Origin of the sequence: Kribbella sp. NPDC004536 (assembly GCF_042873835.1) — a bacterium.
GTDB lineage: Bacteria > Actinomycetota > Actinomycetes > Propionibacteriales > Kribbellaceae > Kribbella.
The window spans coordinates 906,503-927,482 of sequence record NZ_JBIALY010000002.1; the positions used below are offsets into that span (position 1 = coordinate 906,503).

10 protein-coding genes are annotated in these 20,980 nt (G+C 69.2%); 3 read left to right on the plus strand and 7 right to left on the minus strand.

What is annotated here, in order from left to right:
- Nucleotides 1-36 precede the first annotated feature (36 nt).
- Nucleotides 37-1,263, minus strand: a complete 1,227-nt coding sequence (locus ACFYRU_RS19145; protein ID WP_387660410.1) for an MFS transporter — start codon at nucleotides 1,261-1,263, stop codon at nucleotides 37-39.
- Between the two features lie 215 nt (nucleotides 1,264-1,478).
- Here ACFYRU_RS19145 and ACFYRU_RS19150 point away from each other — a divergent pair, with 215 nt between their 5' ends.
- Complete coding sequence (locus ACFYRU_RS19150; protein WP_387660412.1) at nucleotides 1,479-2,489, plus strand: RNA polymerase subunit sigma-70; 1,011 nt, start codon at nucleotides 1,479-1,481, stop codon at nucleotides 2,487-2,489.
- Between the two features lie 115 nt (nucleotides 2,490-2,604).
- Nucleotides 2,605-5,331, plus strand: coding sequence for an ATP-binding protein (locus ACFYRU_RS19155; protein WP_387660415.1), 2,727 nt, complete (start codon nucleotides 2,605-2,607; stop codon nucleotides 5,329-5,331).
- A gap of 16 nt (nucleotides 5,332-5,347) precedes the next feature.
- On the opposite strand, the gene ACFYRU_RS19160 is transcribed toward ACFYRU_RS19155, so the two are convergent.
- Together ACFYRU_RS19160 and ACFYRU_RS19165 are read right to left on the minus strand one after the other, a co-directional pair.
- Entirely contained in the window at nucleotides 5,348-5,806 is a 459-nt protein-coding gene (locus ACFYRU_RS19160) for a hypothetical protein (RefSeq protein WP_387660417.1), read from the minus strand.
- A gap of 34 nt (nucleotides 5,807-5,840) precedes the next feature.
- Nucleotides 5,841-6,491 (minus strand): orotate phosphoribosyltransferase, encoded by a 651-nt coding sequence (locus ACFYRU_RS19165; RefSeq protein ID WP_387660420.1) that lies wholly within the window; start codon nucleotides 6,489-6,491, stop codon nucleotides 5,841-5,843.
- A 220-nt stretch (nucleotides 6,492-6,711) separates the two neighbouring features.
- Between ACFYRU_RS19165 and ACFYRU_RS19170 the strand changes: the two genes are divergently transcribed.
- Nucleotides 6,712-10,452, plus strand: a complete 3,741-nt coding sequence (locus ACFYRU_RS19170) for a S8 family serine peptidase (RefSeq protein WP_387660423.1) — start codon at nucleotides 6,712-6,714, stop codon at nucleotides 10,450-10,452.
- A 66-nt stretch (nucleotides 10,453-10,518) separates the two neighbouring features.
- Here ACFYRU_RS19170 and ACFYRU_RS19175 read toward each other — a convergent pair whose 3' ends face one another.
- From ACFYRU_RS19175 to ACFYRU_RS19190, 4 genes are all read right to left on the minus strand, one after another.
- Entirely contained in the window at nucleotides 10,519-11,439 is a 921-nt protein-coding gene (locus ACFYRU_RS19175) for an AraC family transcriptional regulator (protein ID WP_387660426.1), read from the minus strand.
- A 134-nt stretch (nucleotides 11,440-11,573) separates the two neighbouring features.
- Complete coding sequence (locus ACFYRU_RS19180) at nucleotides 11,574-12,497, minus strand: TAXI family TRAP transporter solute-binding subunit (protein ID WP_387660428.1); 924 nt, start codon at nucleotides 12,495-12,497, stop codon at nucleotides 11,574-11,576.
- Nucleotides 12,498-12,547: 50 nt separating this feature from the next.
- Entirely contained in the window at nucleotides 12,548-14,563 is a 2,016-nt protein-coding gene (locus ACFYRU_RS19185) for a TRAP transporter permease (protein ID WP_387660431.1), read from the minus strand.
- 233 nt (nucleotides 14,564-14,796) lie between these two features.
- Nucleotides 14,797-20,937, minus strand: coding sequence for an RHS repeat-associated core domain-containing protein (locus tag ACFYRU_RS19190; protein WP_387660433.1), 6,141 nt, complete (start codon nucleotides 20,935-20,937; stop codon nucleotides 14,797-14,799).
- Nucleotides 20,938-20,980: the final 43 nt, after the last annotated feature.

The window sequence follows — 20,980 nt, forward strand, 5'->3', positions numbered from 1 at the left end:
TCAGCGGACGAGTAGGCGCGCCGGCCACCGGCGCGCCTACGGTTGAGAGGGATCGGGAATCCGGTCGCCGAGTCGCAGCAGGCCGGCTCCGGTCAGGGCGGACGCCAAGGCGCCGCCCCACCAGACTGCGTCCGGTGAGACTGCGAGCAGCGCGCCGCCGACCGCGGGGCCGAGGGCTACGCCTGCCATGAAGGTGAGGCTGTAGAGCGACAAGTAGCGACCGAGCAGCTGTGGTGGTGCGAGGTCGGCGACGACGGGGCCGAGCACGATGAACTGCGCGCACTCGCCGATCGCGATCACGATCGCGACCCCAGCCAGGACGGCGCCGGCGGCGAGCGCCGAGCTCGTCAGTGTTGCGAGCAGGACAGCGAGCAGGCCGATCGCGAACAGCGCGCCGGTCGCGGCAAGTGCGTGTGCGCGGCGCATGCGGACGACGACTCGGGTGGCTGGAATCTGCGCGACGACGATGAAGACGGTGTTGACGAAGATGACGAGGCCGATCTGGCTCGGCCCGACCGGCGTATGTGCCTTCGCAAACGGCGGGAGGATGTTGGAGAAGAGCGCACCGCCGGTCGTTGTCAGCACGATGTTGGCGGCGATCAGGATCAGGAAGAGCCGATCGTGGGCAACTGCTCGGAAGCCTGTTCTCCTGTCGCTCGCCGGCGCAGCAGCCGCCGGGCGGAGGTTCGGGATCCCCGCGAGCACGACCAAGGCGAAGATGCCGAAGGTGGCGCCGTCGAGGAGATAGAGCGCCTGGAACGCGCGGAGGTGATCGGTGGCAGCGATGACGAAGCCCGCAACCGTCGCACCGCTGCCGAGACCGAAGTTGCCTGCGACTCGGCGGAGCGCGATCGAGGCGGCGCGTTGCTCCGCCGAGACCAGAGTCAGGCTCAGAACCTGGTTTGCGGTGCTCGCCACTCCGAACCCGGCGCCGCCGACGACCGAGCAGACGAAGGCTTGCCAGGGACGGTCGACGAATGCGAAGCCTGCGTAGCCCAGTGCGCTCGCGAGGTTGCCGGTGATCAGGATCGGCTTGGCACGGAACCGATCGAGCAGCGCGCCCGACGGCGGTGTCACGACTGCCGCTGTCGCCATGACCGCCGCCAGCACCAGTCCCGCGATCGCCGTTGAGAAGCCGCGGGCCTGGTGCAGGTAGATGATCTCGAAGGGCAGGATCAGTCCAGTGCCGAAGAAGTTGACCGCGGTCCCGGCCTGAAGGACGATGACCGGCCCCGATAGGCCGGTTCGCCAGCCGCCGAACACACGAGGGAGTGTCCTGCCCGGTTGCTTCAGGTGCATGCCTGACCTCCAGGGTTGCTTCCAGCTGCCGCGGCGCGATCCGGTGGGATCGTCCGTGCGGTCGCTGGTGCATACACCGCGGCGCACGGAAACTGGGCGCCCGCGAGCCGCCCAGTTCGCGCCGCGGGCGGTGTATATACCGGGTAGAGGCACGACATCGCGGACGGAAGGAGCGCAGGATGGTGCCGGCCGATCTGCTGTCCCGGGCGCGTGCCGGGGACGGCGAGGCGTTCCGGGAGCTGGCCGAGTCCCACCGGCGGGAGTTGCGGGTGCACTGCTACCGGATGCTCGGATCCCTCGCGGACGCCGAGGACGCGGTCCAGGAGACGATGCTGGCCGCCTGGCAAGGCATCGGCGGGTTTGCCGAGGAACGCGCGTCGCTGCGCACTTGGCTGTACAAGATCGCCACCAACCGGTGCCTCAACGCGCGCCGCGCGGCAAGCCGGCGCCCGGCCAGCCAGTGGGACCTGTCGCAGTTCCAACCGCCGCTGCCGACCCCGCGCGACGAGCCCGCTTGGCTGCAGCCGTTTCCTGACGCGTTCCTCGAGGGCGCCGTCGACCGGCCGCTCGGCCCGGAGGCGCGCTACGAGCAGAGCGAAGCCATCTCGCTGGCGTTCGTGGCCGCCCTGCAGGTACTTCCGCCTCGCCAGGTTGCCGTCGTGATCTTGCGCGACGTCCTCGGATTCCACGCCCGTGAGGTGGCCGCCATGCTGGAGGTGACCGTCTCATCGGTCGACAGCGCCCTCAAACGAGCCCGCGCCGGCCTGCAACGCCGCCAACAAGCCGCCGACCGCCGGCCGTCGCCCGCCGCGGGTTCGCCCGCCGAGGAGGCGATCGTGGCCAGCTTCGCCCGCGCTTGGGAGTCGGCCGATCTCGACGCGCTGGTGGCCCTACTGACCGACGACGCCTTCATCGCCATGCCCCCGGAGCCGTTCGGGTACGAGGGCCGAGACGCGGTGGCCCACTACTGGGCCCGCGTGTTCGACGCGGGCCGCAGATTCGACCTCGTCCCCACCCGAGCCAACGGCCAGCCCGCCTTCGGCGCCTACCTCCGCCCCCCAACCGGCCCCCGCCCCGCGGCCGCCTTCTACGTCCTCACCCTGACCAACGACAACATCCAAGCCATAACCCGCTTCGCACCCACCGTCCTCCCGTGGTTCGCCCTACCAGGCTCCCTCCCAGCCCGATAATCAACGTGGACGTATGCACTCGCGGTAGACCTAACGAGCGTTGCAACGTTAGGTAGGCCGGTGCGAGCCTGTTGCTCTGGGCGGACCCGGTCGCCCGAACGAGGGCGGAGGGGGCATGGCGGAGCGGGAACTGCGCGGCCGGCAACGGGAGCGCGCTGCGCTGGAGCAGCTGCTGACCGCGGCGAGGCTGGGTCGCAGCGACGTCGTCGTACTGCGTGGTGAGGCCGGCGTCGGGAAGTCCGCGCTGCTGGACGCGCTGGCCGCCGGAGCCCGCGACTGTCAGGTGTCCCGAACCGCGGGCGTCGAGTCCGAGATGGAGTTGGCGTACGCCGGTCTTCACCAGCTGTGCCGGCCGTTCCTCGATCATCTGGAGCGCCTGCCGCGACCGCAGCAGAATTCGCTCGGTACGGCGTTCGGCCTCGTGGAGGGTCCGCCGCCGGACCGGTTCATGATCGGCCTCGCCGTACTGAACCTGCTGGCCGACGCCGCCTCGAACCAGCCGGTGCTGTGCATCGTCGACGACGCGCAGTGGCTCGACCGGATGTCCGCGCGGATCCTCGCGTTCGTCGCCCGGCGGCTCGCGGCGGAGTCCGTCGTGATGATGTTCGCCGTCCGCGCGGACCACGAGCACGAGTTCGACGGACTGGCCGAGCTGGAGATCCGTGGCCTCGACGATGCCGACGCGCGGGCGCTGCTCGAGGCGGTGCTGCCGGGTCCGATCGATCCACGGGTCCGGGACCGGATCGTGGCGGAGACGCACGGCAACCCGCTGGCGCTGCTGGAGTTGCCACGCGCGTGCACGGCGGCCGAGCTGACCGACGGGCTGGGTACCGGTTCGCTGACCACGCGGATCGAGGAGGGATTCGTACGGCGTCTCGAAGCGCTGCCCGCCGACGCCCGGCGGCTCCTGCTGGTCGCGGCGGCCGAGCCGCTCGGTGACGCGACCCTGCTCTGGCGGGCCGCCGAGGTACTCGGGCTCGGTGCCGATCCGGCGGCGTCGGCGATCGAGTCCGGGCTGATCACGTTCGGGGAGCACATCAGCTTCCGGCACCCGCTCGTACGGTCCGCGGCGTATCGAACGGCGTCGCCGAGCGACCGTCAGGAGGTGCACCAGGCACTGGCCGCGGTGACGGACCCGGAGCTCGATCCCGACCGGCGCGCGTGGCACCGGGCGCAGGCGACGGCACGTCCCGACGAGGATGTGGCAGCTGACCTCGAACGCTCCGCCGAGCGGGCCCAGGCACGCGGCGGCTTCTTCTCGGCCGGCTCGTTCCTGCAGCGCGCTGCCGAGCTGACACCGGACCCGGCGCGGCGGGCCGATCGAGCGCTCGCCGCGGCCGCTGCCAAGCGCGATGCCGGTGCCCTTGAAGCGGCGCTGAAGCTGCTCGTCGGGGTGGTCGCAGGTCCGCCGGACCCGGTGCGCGTTGCCGGCGCGGCACGGCTGCGTGGTCAGATCGCGTTCGACCGCGGACATGCCCGGGAGGCCGCCCGTACGCTGCTCGATGCTGCCCGGCAGCTCGATCCGCACGACCCGGCGAGTGCTCGTACGATCTATCTCGAGGCCATGTCGGCGGCCATCTGGGCCAGCGGTCCGGAGATCCCCGGCATCCTGGCCTTCGCCGCGGCCGCGGCGCCTCCGCCGGTCGAGACCGAGCCGCCCGCGGATCTGTTGCTGCAGGCACTCGCGACCCGCATCACGGACGGCTACCCGAAGGCCGCACGCCAGCTGGTCAAAGCTCTCGACGCGGCCCGGCGGGCGGAGGTCGCGCCGGAGGGCATCGGGAGCTGGCTCTGGCTGGCCGGGAACCGCGTGAGCGGCCTCGTCGCGATCGAGGTCTGGGACCTCGACGCTGCGCTGGAGCTCGCGGAACGGCAGGACCGGATGGCGCGCCAGGCGGGTGCGCTCGTCCAGCTCCAGTTCGCGCTGAACTTCCGAGCGAACATGCTGTGCATCACCGGCGACCTGGCGACAGTCGCCGGTCTGGTCGCCGAGGAGCGGCGGATCGCGGAGGCGACGGGCAACCCGCGGATCGGTGTCGGTGAGATGCTGCTGGAGGCGTTGCGCGGCAACGAACCCGCGACCGCTGTCTTGATCGAGTCGACAGTGCGTGCGGCGCGGGACCACAGCCAGGGCCGGATGGCCGCGTTCGCGACGTACGCCAATGCCGTACTGAACAACGGCCTCGGGCGCTACGAGCTTGCGCGGGACGCGGCGCTGCAGGTGTTCGAGCAGGACGTCGTCGGGTACGGCCCAGTCGTCGTCGGCGAGCTCGCCGAGGCAGCGTCACGGACCGGTGACACCAAGCTCGTCGAGTCCGCGCTCGCCTGGCTGACGGAGCGGGTCGCGGCGACGCCGACCGACTGGGGACGAGGCCTGGAGTGGCGTGCCCGGGCGCTGCTGACCCACGACGAGGACGCGTACGGTGCGTCGATCGAGCAGCTGAGCCGGACGAAGAGCCGGGTCGAGGCGGCCCGGGCACATCTCTTGTACGGCGAATGGCTGCGGCGGGACGGGCGCCGGCTCGATGCCCGGGAACAGCTGCGAACGGCGTACGAGACGTTGTCCGACCTCGGGATCAACGGGTTCGCCGAGCGTGCGCGTCACGAACTGCTAGCCACCGGCGAGACGGCGCGAAGGCGGGTGCCCGAGACGCTGAACGACCTCACGCCCCAGGAGGTCCAGATCGCCGGGCTCGCCCGGGACGGGCTGACCAATCCGGAGATCGGGGCGCAGTTGTTCATCAGCCCGCGGACGGTCGAGTGGCACCTGCGCAAGGCGTACTCCAAGCTCGGCATCACCTCCCGCCGCCAGCTCCGTACGGCGCTGGCGGCGTCCGGCTGATGAAGTGGGACATGGATCAGAAGGCGATCAGGGGGACGTTGCGGGCTTCCATGGCGCGGATGCTGTTGTCGAACGCCTTGTGAATAACGCGTTTCCCGCCGGCTGCGAAGGCCAGGGCGATCAGGTGGCCCTTCAAGTTCTTGCCGTCGCGGACGATGACGACGTCGATCTCGGTCGTACCGTCACCGCGCTCCTTGAGCGTGTAGGTGTGGCTGGACGCGCCGCCCCAGACGTTGGAGTCGGTCGTCGTGAGCACGATGTGGTGCTGGTTGGACCAGTCGTAGCTCAGGCGTTCCCAGACGCCGCCTGAACCTTCGGTCACGTCGGCGTACCCAGGTCCCTGACTGTGGACCTTGAGATCGTCGTCGTGACTGTTGGCGAAGATCTCGGCGCGCCCGGGGCCGAAGTCGGTCAGCCCCGCGATGAACTGCGCCGGCGTCAACGTCGTGACTTCGGTGAAACGGATGGTGGTCATCGAACTGCCTTTCTTCTCAAGAGGACTTCCACTGCTATGCGGCGGCGTCGAGGAGTTGCCAGCGCGGGTCGTTGTCGGCCCAGTGCTGAAGCAGGGCGTCGACGGCGAGGTCGTGCACCTTCGGGTCGAGTACGCCGAGCTCTGTCGCCGCGGACAGCACCTGGAGGTACGTCGCGACCGACTCGATCGGGAGGTGCCTGGCCGTCGGTGTCACGGAGTCCGCGACGTCGCGCATGTCCACGACCGTGAACACCCCGGCAACGATCGCGCCCTCTTCCTGGAGCTCCCGCGTGAACGCCTCGACCGCCGTACCTTGCGCGACCGCGTCGTCGACCAGGAGGACCCGCTTGCCCGCCACGGACGCGCCGCGGACCTTCGGTTCGTGGTCCTCGTGTCCGACGTACCCCGGCTTGCGAACGAACGCGAACGGCAGACCCGCCGCGAGCGCCACGGCAGTCGCGAGCGGAATTCCGCCGGTCTCGGCCCCGACCACGACGTCGACCCCGAGCCGCTCCGCAAAGTCCGCGCCCGGCTCGGCCAGATCGGGCAACAGGCGCGGATCGCCGTACGCGTTCTCCACGGACAGCGGGTGCAGCGGCAGCCGCGCCTTCATGTCCCAGTGCGAGATCCCTGGCCGCACCAGTCCAGGCACCGCGGCCAGCCGCGAGATCAAGGGATCCGTCATCGTCGTCACCGCTCTCAGTGAAAGCTTGTTGGTACTTCCGACGATGACGCGGCGCCCGCTCCGTCGCCCCAGTGCAGATCCCTGGTGTGCGGCACTGGTGTGCCCGGGTGCGTGCCCATTTCTGCCAAATTCGGGGGTTGCTGGCGAAAAGGGGCAATCCGTTTACACGTGTCCTCGGTCCTGATCGGATTTCGGTCACTCAGACCACCGAGAGGACACCATGCGTTCTTCCGCCCGTCGGCTGCTCCTGCCTGCCGCTGCGCTTCTCCTGGTCGCCGGTCTCGCCACTCCGACGACCGCCGGCGCCGAACCTCCTCCACCACGCCCCACCGTCGGGGCAGGGGAGTCGCCCCTCGACCTCACGCTCATCACCGGCGACAAGGTCACGGTCGCGCCCGGGCCGGGTCGCGCCGTGTCGGTGCAGGCCGTCGTACGCGCACCGCGGTCGACCGGACCGGTACGGGTCAGCGTCGAGAACGGCGACACGTACGTCTACCCCGGCGCCGCGTTGCCGTACATCGCGACCGGGCAGCTCGACAAGCAGCTGTTCAACGTCAGCGAGCTGGTGGCCCAGGGGTACGACAACGCCCGGAGCAAGGACCTCCCGCTGGTCGTCACGGGCTCGCCCGGCGTGGCCGCCAAGTCCGCGCGCCGCTCGGCGCTGCCCGGGGCGATCACGACGCTCGACCTGCCGTCGGTCGGCGGTGCGGCCGTCAAGGCCGAGAAGGCGGAAGCACCCGCGTTCTGGTCGGCCTTGACCGGGCAGAGCGGTCTGCGAGCGAAGGCGAGCACCGCCGCGGCGCCGTCGTTCGCGGCGGGGATCGGCAAGGTCTGGCTCGACAGCAAGGCGCGGACGATGCTCGCGGACACCACCGCACAGATCGGCGCGCCCGCGGCATGGGCGGCGGGAGCGACCGGCAGGGGAGTGCGGGTCGCGGTCCTGGACTCCGGCGTGGACCTGGGACACCCGGACCTGGCACCGCGGATCGTGGCGACCAAGAGCTTCGTGGCCGGTGAGGACGTTGTCGACCGCAACGGTCACGGTACGCACACCGCGTCCACCGTCGCCGGTACCGGCGCGGCCTCTGATGGCAAGGAGCGTGGCGTCGCCCCGGACGCCGATCTCATCGTGGGCAAGGTACTCGGCGACAGCGGTTCCGGCCCGATCTCCGGCATCATCGCCGGGATGGAGTGGGCGGCCCGGACCGAACACGCCAAGGTGATCAACATGAGCCTGGGGACGCCGGCCTGGCACACCCAGGACGATCCGCTGAGTCAGGCCGTGAACGAGCTGAGCGCCGAGACCGGTGCCCTGTTCGTGATCGCCGCGGGCAACTCGGGGAGCAGCGCGTACAGCGTCAGTTCACCGGGTACCGCAGAGGCTGCCCTGACCGTCGGCGCGGTGGACGGTTCCGACCAGCTGGCGGACTTCTCCAGCGTCGGCCCACGGATGATGGACGACGGCCTCAAGCCCGACCTGACCGCGCCCGGCGTCGACGTGCTGGCCGCGCGGTCGCAGTATATGAACGACGGCGGCGAGGGCTACTACCGGACGGACAGCGGTACGTCGATGGCGGCTCCGCACGTCGCCGGCGCGGCCGTCCTGCTCGCCGCGCAGCACCCGGACTGGACCGGGCAGCAGCTCAAGGACGCGCTGATGAGTACGAGCAAGCTGACGCCCGCGTACACGCCGTACCAGGCGGGGACCGGGCGCGTCGACGTCGCGGCGGCCTCGCTGCACGGCCAGGTCATTGCCAGCGGATCGGTCGACGCCGGGCTCGTCCCATGGTCGTCGAAGAGGACGCCGGTCAACCGGCAGATCAGCTACCGCAACACCACGGACAAGCCGCTCACGCTGCGGCTGTCCATCGATCACGCCGGGATCTTCCGGCTCGCCGCGACCCAGGTGACAGTGCCGGCGAACGGCACCGCCGCGGTCGGATTCACGGCTGACCCGAACGGCCTGGCTCCTGGCCAGTACGCCGCCCAGGTGATCGCGACCGCCGCGACCGGCACCGTGCACACGGCCGTCGGGCTGGCCGTCGAGCCGAAGAAGTACAACCTGAACGTCCAGCTGAAGGACCAGGACGGCAAGCCGGTCAGTGGTGAGGTCGAGGTCACCGGCGCGGACGGGAAGTCCACTGTGCTGTGGGCAGCGGACGGCAAGCTCACGAGCCGGTGGGCGCCCGGCTCGTACACGATCGTCTCGACCCTGGACGTGCCCGGCAGCAACGGCCCGCACTCGCTCGGCCTGGCCTTCCTGACCGCGCCCGAGGTCGACCTCACCGCGGACCGGACCGTCGTACTGGACGCGTCGCGGAGCCGTCCGATCAAGGTCGACACACCCAAGCCGACGACCGTCACCACGAGCAGATTCGACCTCTTCCGATCCTTCAACTCGGCGCAGCCCACCCCCGACGACAAGTCGGCGCTGCACGAGATCTTCATGCCGCCGCCGGACTACGACAGCTTCTGGGCGCTGCCGACGAAGAACAAGGTCCGTACCGGCAGCTTCGTGCTGACGACCCGGTTCCGGGCCGAGCAGACGCCGCTGACGATCAGGTACGACGGCCGCAGCCTCGACGACTCCTTGCTGGTCCAGCCCGGCTCCCCGGCGTTCCGGGCCGGCACCACGCGCGTCCAGGCTGTCTTCGCCGGCACCGGCTCACCCGCCGAGTACGCCGGTCTCGCCGTACGCGGCAAGGCGGTCGTCGTCCGCAACAGCATCGACGTACCGCCCGCGGACCGGGCCGCCGCGGCACACGCCGCCGGCGCGGCCATGCTGCTCGTGGTCAACGACGGCATCGGCCGCTACAACGACTGGTACGGCGGGGCCGACGGCCAGACCCTTGGTCCGATCCCGACCGCGTCGCTCACCCTCGACGACGGCGAGGCGTTGGTCAAGAAGCTCACCACCCGCCGCACCGAGTTGACCGTCACGGCCAACCCGGTGCCGTCGTACCTGTACGACCTGGTCGACTACCACCAGGGCAAGGTCCCGGACGACCCGTCCGCGGCCACGGGCCCCGGTAGCCTGGCGCGGATCGAGAACGACTTCGCGCCGCCGAACGGGCAGCAGGTCTTGGAGAGCCGCGAGGACAGCCCGGCGTACGAGTACTGGCCGGCTGCCTTCCCGTACGCCGTCTACGGGTCGATCCGGGCGCCGCGGTTCCCGGCGAAGCCCGCGGTGGAGCACCGGACGGACTGGGTGTCGGCGGGCGCGAAATGGCAGCAGTACGCCTCGATCAACGGCTGGGCGACGTTCACCGACATCACCAGCTACCAGCCGCGCAGCGTGCAGAGCCAGCGCTGGTTCGGTCCGATCGTGCGGCCGCGGATGCTCGAGTTCGAGCTGCCGCACCGGGTCGGCAACGCGATGGGCGGCATGATCGCCGGGTTCGGTGACGGCGGGTCCGCGCACAGCGGCGACTCGCTGATGACGCGGAGCTTCGCGCTGTACCAGGGCGAGGAGAAGCTGGTCGGGAACGGCCCGCGGCCGGACTTCGGCGTGGGCGACCTGGCGCCGGAGAAGCGGCCGTACCGGCTGGTGGCCGACACCGTCGGGAACGCCGAGCTCACGCCGTACTCGATGAGCACGCACACCGAGTGGAGCTTCATGTCGGGGGAGGCGGAGAACCAGCCGCTGCCGCTGGCCCAGCTCGACTACGGCGTGGACGTCGACGCGGCAGGACGGGCGAAGCGGAACTCGGTCTTCGCCGTCAAGCCGGCGGTGCTGGGCAGCAGCGCCCGGCAGGACGCGGTGTTCTCGGTCGGGATGGAGGTCTCGTACGACGACGGCGCAACCTGGCAACGCCTGCAACTGAAGGAGAACAAGGGCACCTGGCAGACGCACCTCCAGGCGCCGCCACGGGCCGGCCAGGTGTCCGTGCGCGTCACCGCCAACCAACGCAACGGCGGCGGCATCACCCAAACCATCATCCGAGCCTTCGGCCTCAAGTAGTGCGGGCTGGCGGCCGGCAAACCCCGGCCGCCCAACCCGCCACCAACGCCGGCCGAGGCCGGGTCCTCATCGCGATGCGCCGGCAAACAAGCTCATGTCGCTTCGGCCCAGCAGATACTGGGCTCTGAATTCTCGGGGGCTTGTGCCGTAGCGCTCTCGGAATGCGGCGCTCAGGGCGCTGTTGGAGGAGAAGCCGCAGCTGTGGGCCAGTTCGCCGATGACGATGTGGACTGGGCTGCGCAGGCGTTCGTGCACCAGCGCGAGTCGTTCTTCGCGGATCAGTTCCCGGGGTGTCGTACCTGCCTGCTGCATGGCCAGTTGGACCTGCCGCAGTGACCAGCCCAGAGCGCGTGCCACCGTGGCGCCGGTCAGCCCGGGATCGGTGGCGTGCTCTCGTACGTATCGTCTGACCATCGCCTCGACCTCGCCCAGGCCCCTCTCGGTGTCCGGTCGGTCGTCGCCGACGGCGAGCATGCACAGCAGATCGACCAGCCGATCGCAGACCGCGTCGAACTCGGCTGCCGACAGGTGTGCTCGCTGCGCGAACAGTTCGGCCAGCATGCCCGCGAGGACCCGGCCCAAGCCGCGGTTGAGGTCGAGTATCCGGGCGGCCGATCGACGCGCCCCGGGGCGGAGGCGGTTGTCCAACTCCGCCCCGGGGATCCTCAGCAGCGCGATGTCGGCGTGGTCGAGCTTCGCCGCGAACTGCGAGTTCGACGACGCCAGGAATGCCCCACCTGGTCCGACCCGAAAGTCCTGGTCGTCTTGGCTTACCAGCAATTGACCGCGGATCGTCACCATCAGCGTCCGGATGTCTTGCGGATCCTCGGACGCCATAGCGGCGGTTCGATGTCCCTGCGCACAGTCGGCCGACACCCGGCCGAGCGTGTAGGCGACCGTACCGATGCGAAGCAGCCGACCCCGGAACGTCCCCGGCGAACAGGTCGGATCCACCCGGTAGCGGGTTGCCGCGCTGATGACGCTCATCCAGTATTCGACACGTTCCGGTGGTCTCACGTCGTCGGTCGTCCACAAGTCGATCGAACAGGTCGAACTCGATCCAGCCGGGGCGGTTGGCATAGGACCTCACTTCGTTCCGGGGGGCGGGGCTGCCGGGACGCTCAGTCGAGTGCGTCGATGGCCTTCTTCGCGGCCGCGTGCAGTGGTACCGGGTCGGTCATTGCGGCGTTCTTGAGATCGATCCCCTTGGCCGCGGGGTTGACTCGTACGAGAGCGTCTTTGTTCTGGAGGAGCAGGTTGGTGAGTTTCCCGGCGAGGTCGTCGGGCATGTCCTTCCGCACCAGCAGCAGGTTCGGCACAGTGATCGTCGGGATGTCGGCCGGCTGCTTGTACGTCGCGGCCGGGATCACGCCCGCGGCGTACACCTTGCCGTACTCCTTCTGCAGGGCCGGCAGCACGTCGTCGAGCGGGAGGAAGCGCACCTTGCCACCCATCGACGTGGTCAGGTCGGTGATGCCGCTGGTGGGCAGGCCGCCGGACCAGACCAACGCGTCGATCTGGCCGCTCTTCATCGCGTCCACCGACTCGGGCAGACCGAGCCGCTGGGCGGTGACGTCCTTCACCGGGTCGACGCCGGCCGCGGCGAGGAGGCGCCGGGCGATCACCTCGGTGCCGGAGTTCGGCGATCCGGTGGAGACGCGCTTGCCCTTCAGATCGGCGAGCTTCGTGATCCCGGCTGAGGCCCGTACGACGACCTGGGTGTAGTTCGAGTACAGCCGGGTCAGCGCGACGACGTCCTGCGGCGCGGTGAAGCTGTTCTTGCCCTCGACGGCGTCGGCGGCGGTGTCGGCCAGGGAGAAGGCGATGTCGTAGTTCCCGGCGGTCAGTCCTTGGATGTTCTGCACCGAGGCGCCGGTCTCGCTGGCGGTGGCGCGGTAGCCCTCGAGGTTGTCCGAGATCAGTGACGCCAGGGCGCCGCCGAGTTGGTAGTACACGCCGGTGGTGTTACCGGTGGCGATGGTGAGGCGACCGCCTTTCGCGCCGTCGCCCTGCTCGGGCTTGCGTTGCCCACCGCAAGCAGTCATCGAGACAGTCAACGCGAGTGCGACCACCATTGTGGACAAGGAGCGGAATCTCATGTGAGTACTGGCCCTTCCGTGGTGTTCCGCAGGCGTTGCCGCCGTGCGAGGTTGATGACGACGGCGGCCCCGAGCAGCCCCAGGCCGACGCCGATCGTGGGGGGTGCGAGATACAGCAACAGCAATGCGGCCGGAAAACAGAGGACCCGCTCGAGCCAGCCGGTCTGAACGGCGATCCATCCGCCGGTGACCACCGCCAGCGCGACGACGGCGAGCGCCGAGACCCCGAGCGTCCACGCCGCGCCTCCCAGACCGTGAAGGCCCAGCAGGTTGGCGCCGTTCGGCGTCAGCACGAACGCGAACGGCACCAGGAAGGCAGGCAGCGTGTACTTCCACGCCTGCCACATCGTCGGGATCGCCCGCCCACCGGTGATCGCCGCCGTCGCGACGGCAGCCAGAGCCGTGGGCGGCGAGACTTCCGACAGGACGGCGTAGTAGAAGATGAACATGTACGCCTCGGCCGGGGCGACGCCGAGCTGGAACAGGGCGGGCGCGATCACCACGGCGGCGATGATGAACGATGCGGTGACGGGTACGGCCAACCCGAGCACCATGACCGCGAGCGCCGACAGCGTGACGGTCATGATCAGCACCACAGTGTGGTTCTCGGAGATCGCGGAGGCCGCGGACACGATGATCTCGGCCAGGTTCAGGCCGAGACCGGTCTGGGTGACGACGGCGACGATGATGCCGGCCACCGCACAGGTCGCCACGACGGGCAGCACCGAACGGGTGCCCTGCGCGAGCGCCACGCCGAGCCGTCGTGGCGTCAACCGGTGTTCGCGGTCCAGGAACGACAGCCCGATCTGCAGCAACGTCGCGTAGACGACTGCCTTGAACGGCGCGACGTCCATCGCCATGAAGCCGATGATGAGGAACAGCGACACGAAGTGGTACCCGAACCGCAGCAGCAGCCGGCGCGCCGACCGGGTCGACGGCTCGGCCGCTTCCGTGCCGTGTCGCCGCGCGTCCATCTCGATCGCCAGCAGGATGCCGAGGTAGTACAGGACGGTCGGGATCGTCGCGTAGCCGAGCACCACGAGATAGCTCACCTGGAGGTACTCGGCGATGATGAACGCCGCCGCGCCGAGCGTTGGCGGCGACAGGATCGCCCCGATACCGGCCGCAGCCAGCATGCCGCCCGCCGGCTCGGGCGGATATCCCGCGCGGCGCAGGATCGGCCAGGAGACCGTGCCCAGCGACACCGCGGTCGCCGTACCGGAACCCGACACCGTGCCCAACAGGAATCCCGCGAGAGTGACGGTGCGCCCGGGCGCCGTGCGGCTGCGTTTGAATGCCGCGAACGACACGTCGATGAAGAACTTGCCCGCACCCGAGGCGTCCAGTACGGCGCCGTAGATCGTGAACAGGACGATGTAACTTGCCGCCACCGCCAACGGCGTCCCGTAGAAGCCCGCCGTACCCATGAACAATTGCGCGACGATCGCCGAGAAGTCGAAACCTTGGTGCGCCAAGGACCACGTGTACGGCAAATAGCCGCCGTAATAGGCGTAGCCGATGAACAACAGGCTCACCACCGGCAGCACCCATCCCGTCGTACGCCGACAGGCCTCCAACGCCAGCACCAGCAGCAACGAACCCGCGAGCAGATCGAGCTGCGTAGGAGCCTGTCGCCGCTCCAGAAACGCGTCGAAGTCCAGCAACGGATACAGCGAGACGACCACCGCGACCGACGCCAGAACCCAGTCCGTCACCGGCGGGTCGTCGCCGCGTCGATCGTTGCGGAGCGGGTTCAGGAACGCCGGCACACGCCAACCGCGATAGCACAGCAGCGCACCCGGCAACACCGCGGCGAGAAACAGCATCAGATAGAACTGTGTTCCCGCGGGAATCGGAAAGAATACCTGCACCAGAACGCCGACACTGATCAATGCGCAGCATACGGAGATAGCACGGTCCAGGGCCGGGCTCAGCCTCCGCGCCGGCCTTTCCTGCTCGAAAGCAGCCAGCTCCTCTGCACTCGGTCCGGCGCTCACCGAATCGACAGTCATAAAGGGGCCTCCTGTGAATGATCTGCCGCAAACAATCCTCAGTTCGCAGCAAGCTCACAACCCCCGGGCCCGCATCCTTACCTCGCCTTAAGAAGGATCCCTGGACAACCTGGCTAGGACGCGCAGGTACGCCGTGGGCACCGGCGGACAGGCTTTCCCAGAGGGTCTGCCTGCCGCCGGGCCCACGGCGTACCTCGGTCGGTCATCGCCCGAGCACTGTGATCCGGCGTTCGCTACCGGACTCTCCGGTCCCACGGGGGCGTGTAATGGTGCTGTTTCACTGGCGTCGAGCAGCCCGGATAATCCTTGGTCAAGTTGCACATGTTGATGTTGTAGGTGTGCTTCGGTGGGCTGTGGAACCACGTTTCTTCGAGCCACTTGTAGGCCAGGTAGTACATGACGCCCCGTCTGCCGGCCTTTCCGTCGGCTTTGAGTTCGCCCTTGATCCTGCCGAGTTGTCCTCTGGGGGTGACGCCGCCCTTCTTCCAGATCTCGCCGACCCGGTAGAGGGTCCAGGTGCCCCGGGCAACGACGTACCACTTGACGTAGTACCACCCGCCGCCGTCGGCATGCCCCTTAGCGACGGCCGAGCCCAGGACGGCGCAGGTATTGGCCGGGGTGCCTCTGATGAACCGGCAGATCGCGTATCCGGCGCCGCCGATCTTCACCAGTGCATAGTCCTCGTGGCCGACGATGGAATTGCCCTTCTTCTTCTTGGGCCTCTGGGCGTTCTTCTTCGCCTTCTTCTTCTTGAGCTGGGCCGCCTTCTCGCGCGCCCTCTTGGCCGCCGCTAGCTTCTCCTTCTTCTTCTTCGCGAGGTAGCGCTGGTAGTCGCAGCCATCGCAGTAGTGGTGGGCGGCAGCGCTCTTGGTGGCCTTCTTGTGTTTCTTCGCGGATTTCTTCTTCTTGGGGGCGTTGTTGTAGCCGCCGCAGCCATCGCAGTAGTGACCGCCGGGCAGGACGCGCCATCGGCCGTCCGGGTCGCTGGCCGTGATCGGGGTGTTGTCGGCGTACGCGTAGCCGTTGAGCTGTTGCGGGCTGTCGAAGTCGGCGACGGGGTCGGTGGAGATGAAGCGTCCGCGGGCGGCGTCGTACTCGCGGGCGCCGAGGTGGGTGAGTCCGGTTGGGTCGTCGACGCCGTCGACGTACCCGTGTTTGTCGGGCCAGGTCGTCGGCGGGGTGCCGCGGGCGACGCCGAAGGGAGTGAAGCGGCGCTGCTCCTGGCTGAGGTCGGTGGCGTTGACCGAAAGGGTGTCGGTGCCGTTGCGGTCGGCAACGGTGAAGGCGAGACCCGACTCGTTGCGGACGGCGCCGGCGGCGCCGAGGTCGTAGTAGCGGGTGGCTGTCACCGTGCCTGTGGGGCTGAGATGGAGTTCGCTCTTGTCGAGGTAGAGGGTGGTGCCGTCGGTGTCGCGGGCGAGGAGCCGCTCACCGTCGGCGTCGTACAGGTAGCTGGTGGCCTTGCCGTTCTCGGTGAGGGTGGCCAGATTGCCTTCGGCGTCCCAGGTGAGAGTCTGAGCCTTGCCGGCGACGTTGCGGGCAGTGGTGTTGCCCACGGCGTCGTAGGTGAAGCTGTCGGTCCGGGCGCCGGTGGCAACGCTGGTCAGCGTGTGCGGCCGGGATCCTCCGGCGGCGGGGTAGGTGTAGTTGGACGTGGTGGCGGCGCCGGTGGCCGGGTCGTGGTTGGTCTCACTGAGCCGGTTGCCGGTCTTGTCGTAGGTCCAGGCCTGCCAGTACGGCGCGGGTCCGCCCAGCGCCCCGGCGCTGGGTTGGGTGTCGCAGTCGGCTGCGGTGGTCCATGCCTCGGTGAGCCGGCGCAGGTAGTCGTAGCTGAAGCACTGGACGTCACTCGAACCGCCTTCGGGTGTGTCGGCGATCTTGGTGATGTTGCCCGTTGGGTCGTAGGTGTACTTAACGTCCGCCAGGTGTTCGGGGGCAGTGGAGCGGTCGACCAGCACCCGGTCGAGGTTCCGGGTAGCGTCGTCGTAGAACGCGGTGTGGACGAGCTGCTTGCCGGCCGCGGCGGACAGGGTCGACTGGGAGACTTCGTCGTACGGGGTGTAGGTCGCCGCGGTGAGCATCGTGCCGAGACCACTGCCCGCGGTCTGCAGCCGTCCGGCCGCGTCGTAGCCGTATCGCAGCGTCTCCGCCGCGAGCCCACCCGCTGCCGGGTACGACACCAGCGACGGCAGACCGGTCGCGGTGTAGCCGGTGTTGGTCTTGTACGACCCGGCCAACGCGCCCTCGGACGCGGGAATCGTGACCGTGCTGGTCAGCGGCCGGTACCGGATGTCGTAGGCGTCGACCGACTTGGTGTAGGCGTTGCCGTTCACGAAGCGGGTCGAGGTCGCGAGCATGCCCTTGACGCTCGTGCCCGACACGAGCGTGTCGTACGTCCACTCGGCGCGCTTGGTGCCGGAGGTGGATCCGTCGTACATGCCGGTACGGCGGCCCAGGGCGTCGTACGTGTAAGCGAGGGTGGTGCCGCGCGCATCGGTGCTGGTGAGCAGCTGGCCGGCGTTGTCGTAGGTGAAGCTGCTCGTCCCGGTGTCGGGGTCTTCGCGTTGGGTGACACGGCCGCGCAGGTCGTAGGTGGTGTTCCAGGTGTTGCCCGCCGGATCTGTCGTGGTGACCAGGTCACCGCGGTTGTTGTAGCCGTAGGTCGTTGCGTCGTACGAGCCGGTCGGCGAGCCTCCGGTGTACTGGCGTAGCTCGACCACCGCGTCGTCGGCGTCGGTGATGGACGTGGTGGCGGTGTCGCCGTCCGGCGGGTCCACGCTGACGCGGTCGCCGCCGTACGTCGTAGTGGTGCGCCACTTCTCGAACCCGTGCGAGCGGAAGCTCTCCACCGTTGCGCGTTCGGCGCCGTCGTAGACGGTCACGTCCTGGCCAGGCACGGTCGCGTCGCTCACCCCGGTCAGCAAGGTCGTACTGGCGGCACCGTCGTTCCAGTACGCGCCGTTGGACTTCACCTCCAGGCCCCGCGCGTCGTAGAACTTGTCGGTGACGACCCGGCCGCCGTCGGCCGCGGGGTCCTGGGTCTGCCGTTCGCGCAACTGCCCGTCGAACAGGTCGTAGCTCGCCTCGTACGTGCCGTCGTCGCGGACCTCCTCGGTGGTGATCACCGACGGCGCGTCCTGGCGGATCAGGTACGAGTACTTGGTGTTCGGCGTCTTCCCGGCCGCCTTGGACCGGTCCGGCAGCCACACCGCGGTGACCCGGCCGAGCGGGTCCCGCGTCGTCTCGGTACGCCGCCCGTTCTGGTCGACCTCGGCGACCGACTCACCGAACGCGGGCTCGACGGTCGTCGTGGTCACATACCCGGCCGGGTTGGTCACGGCGATCGCTGTCACGGCCGCGCCGGTGGCCGGGGTATAGGCTGCCGACGTCTTGCGGTCCAGCTGGTCGTAGGTCTCGATCGGCCGGCCGTAGGAGTCGTAGGTCGTGCGTCCCTCCTGGGTGTAGACCGGCGCGCTGCCCGAGTAGGAGGCGAGTTCCTTGGTGAGGGTCTCGTCGCCCTTGGTCGGCGCCGCACCCACAGTGGTGGATCCGTCGTAGTAGGTCAGGTCGTCCGACACCGCGTCGGCCGGGTACGACGGTGTCGCCGTGCAGGCCACCGACACGGTCTGCTTGCGAGCCTCCAAATCGATCAGCCACGACGAGACGTTGCGCGCGTACGTCGTACGGGTGCATTGCTCGTCGCCGTTCTTCGCGGTGTCGCCGAGATCGTTCTCCTCGATCTCGAGTCCGTACGAGTCGTAGGTGGTACGGGTCTCGGTGTTGCGCCATCCACCGGACGACAGCGCCTTGCGGGACCGTTCGGCGGCCTGGTCGACCATGTAGGCCTTGACCGTGCTGGTTGCGGTGCCGCTGCCGGTGACCTGGGTGGCGGTGGGGGAGGAGATCCACGGGTCGGTGATCACGCCCTCCAGTACGCTGCCGCCGGCCTCGGTGTAGGTGAGGGACTCGTGTTCGAATCCGGCCAGCGCGGGGTGATCGGTGATCGTGCCGCCCAGGGAATCGGTGACGGTCACCGAGCGGGTGCCGCCGTTGGCGAGCTTGTCTCCGTCCATGCCCCGCAGGTACAGGGTGTCCTCCTGGGAGCGGGTCTCGCCGGGATTGCCGTGGAGCTCGCGAACCTGGCCGTAGCCGCGCCACTGTCCCCACGTGCGGTACTTTGCAGGGGTCAGTGCGTTGTCGTCGTAGTGCCACGCACCGCCGCCGAGGTACTCGTAGTCGGTGCGCTCGATCCCGGCCACGCCGGCCTGGTCGTCCTCCAGCACCGTGACCGGCACGTACTTGTGGAACCAGTCGAGCGTCAACGAGTCCGACCCGTCGGCCTGCCAGTACTGCGGGAAACATCGCTTGGTGTTCTGGTCCGGAGCCGGCAACGATCCCGCCGTACACTCCGTCGCCGAGTAGTTCACGTGGACGTGCCCACCGGCCTCGTCGTACACGTCGGTCAGCCGCCACTTGTACATCGGCGGAATCCCCTCCATGGCGTCCACCCGGTTGGCCAACTGCACCCCCTGGAACGAAACCGCCGGCAGCGACGTGGTCCCGCCGACCTTGCCGGTCGCGGTGATCGATGCCAGCCACAACGCCGGCGAGGTGCCGTCACCCGGGTCACGGAACTCATAGCCCAACGCCCACGTCGTGACATCGCGGTACGTCGTCCCGGACACCCACAGCTGGGTCGTCACCGACGTCAACCGCTTGCGTGTCCAGAACGTCGGCGAATACAGCCCGGTGCACGACTTACCCGCCGCACAGTTCTGGTCGTACGGCACGTCCGGCCAGTTCTTGGCATCGGTCGACGTGATGTCGCCGGTGCCGCAGGTCGCACCGGCCGCGCAGCGCTCGTCCACCGCGAACGACACCCGCATCGGAGCCGGCGCCGAGTACATCGACGTGGACCGCTGGCCGTAGTCGACCCGCTTCAGGTACCCGCCGCGCACGTACTGGGTGCCGGCGCTCGCGGTCAGGTTCCGGCCGTAATAGTTCGTCTCGCTGCCGTAGAAGTACGACATCGCGTTGCCGTTCGGGTCGACCACGTAGTCCAGGTTCCAGCGCCACGCCTGCTTGCAGTACGACGCCGCGAACGACGTGCCGTGACACGGCTCACCGGCGTCGTTGCCGAACACCGGCGCCGTCCAGACCGAACCGGTCTCCTCGTTGCCCGCGGCCCACCCCGGCAGCCGGTTCAACCCGAAGTAGTACTGCGTGCCGTCCAGCGACGTCAGCCGCCAGTGCTCGCCGTCGTTGTCGCCGTTCACCGCACCGGTCAACCGCTCCAGCCGCGAACCGTCGTCGTCCTTCAGTTTCCAGGCGCCGGTGGCGTCGTCACGGACCAGTTCGGACGCGGTTCCACCCAACACCAGGTAGGCGTTGTCGGTCTCCCAGCACAGGTCCTGCGGCTTCGGTGTCGTCGACACCTCGTCCGCGCACGACGTGTACCGCCGCTCGACGAACCCCTCGTCCAGGCCCCAGCCTTCGCCGACCCATGACGACTGGTTGTTCGTCAACGCCACCCGGCCGTCGATGTCACCCGACGCATAGCCGAGATCCAGATCGGGTTCCGGCCCGCCGAGACCGTCCGGGCCGTGCAGCGGGTAACTCCAGGTGAACGCACCTGACGAACCGCCCGCGTTCCACGACGCCGACGCCGACAACGCGGTCGCCTTGTAGCTCCCGGCGCTACCCGCCGGCGCCGACGACAACGCGAGCACCGTCGGCTCACGCGACGCGGCGACCTCGGTAGCGATCCGGTTGTCGCCGGTCTGACTGGACGTCAGTACCTGCCCGTCCGAGCACCCGGCCTTGTCCGGCGTGGTCAGCGCACACGCCGGCAGCCGCACCAGCCGGAGCCGGTTCGCCCAGTCACCGCCGTACGCCGAACGGAACGCCGAGTAGTCCACCTCGACCTTCACCCGGCCGCTGCTCGCGTCCAAGTCGGAGCGACTGATGCTGAACAGCATCCCCGAAGCGCCCACCTTCTCGGCGGCCGAACGGTCGTGAACCTGAACGCGTACGCGGTTCACGCGCGTCGACGCAGCGCCCTGGACCCGCCCCGCACCGACCCGGACCGGCAGCTGGCCGGCCTGCGTCGTGGTGCCATCGACCGGAAGCGAGACCTGCGCCGCACCCGGCCCCGGCCGACTGACCTGTGGAGGTTGATGCAGCACGGATGCCGCCTTGGGATCGGCCGGACGCGACCTGGGCGTGGAATCGCGCCCAGGTACCGACCACTCTTTCTGCGCCGCGGGCCGCCACGCATCCGACGCGCCGGCCGCGGCCCGCGCGGCGGGCCCGGCGACCAGGCTGCCCGCGGCGAGCGCGACGGCCGTGACTATTCCGGTGAACGGCACCAGCATGGCGCCACTCCTTTCATCGAGCGGGGCGGATCTCTATGACCAC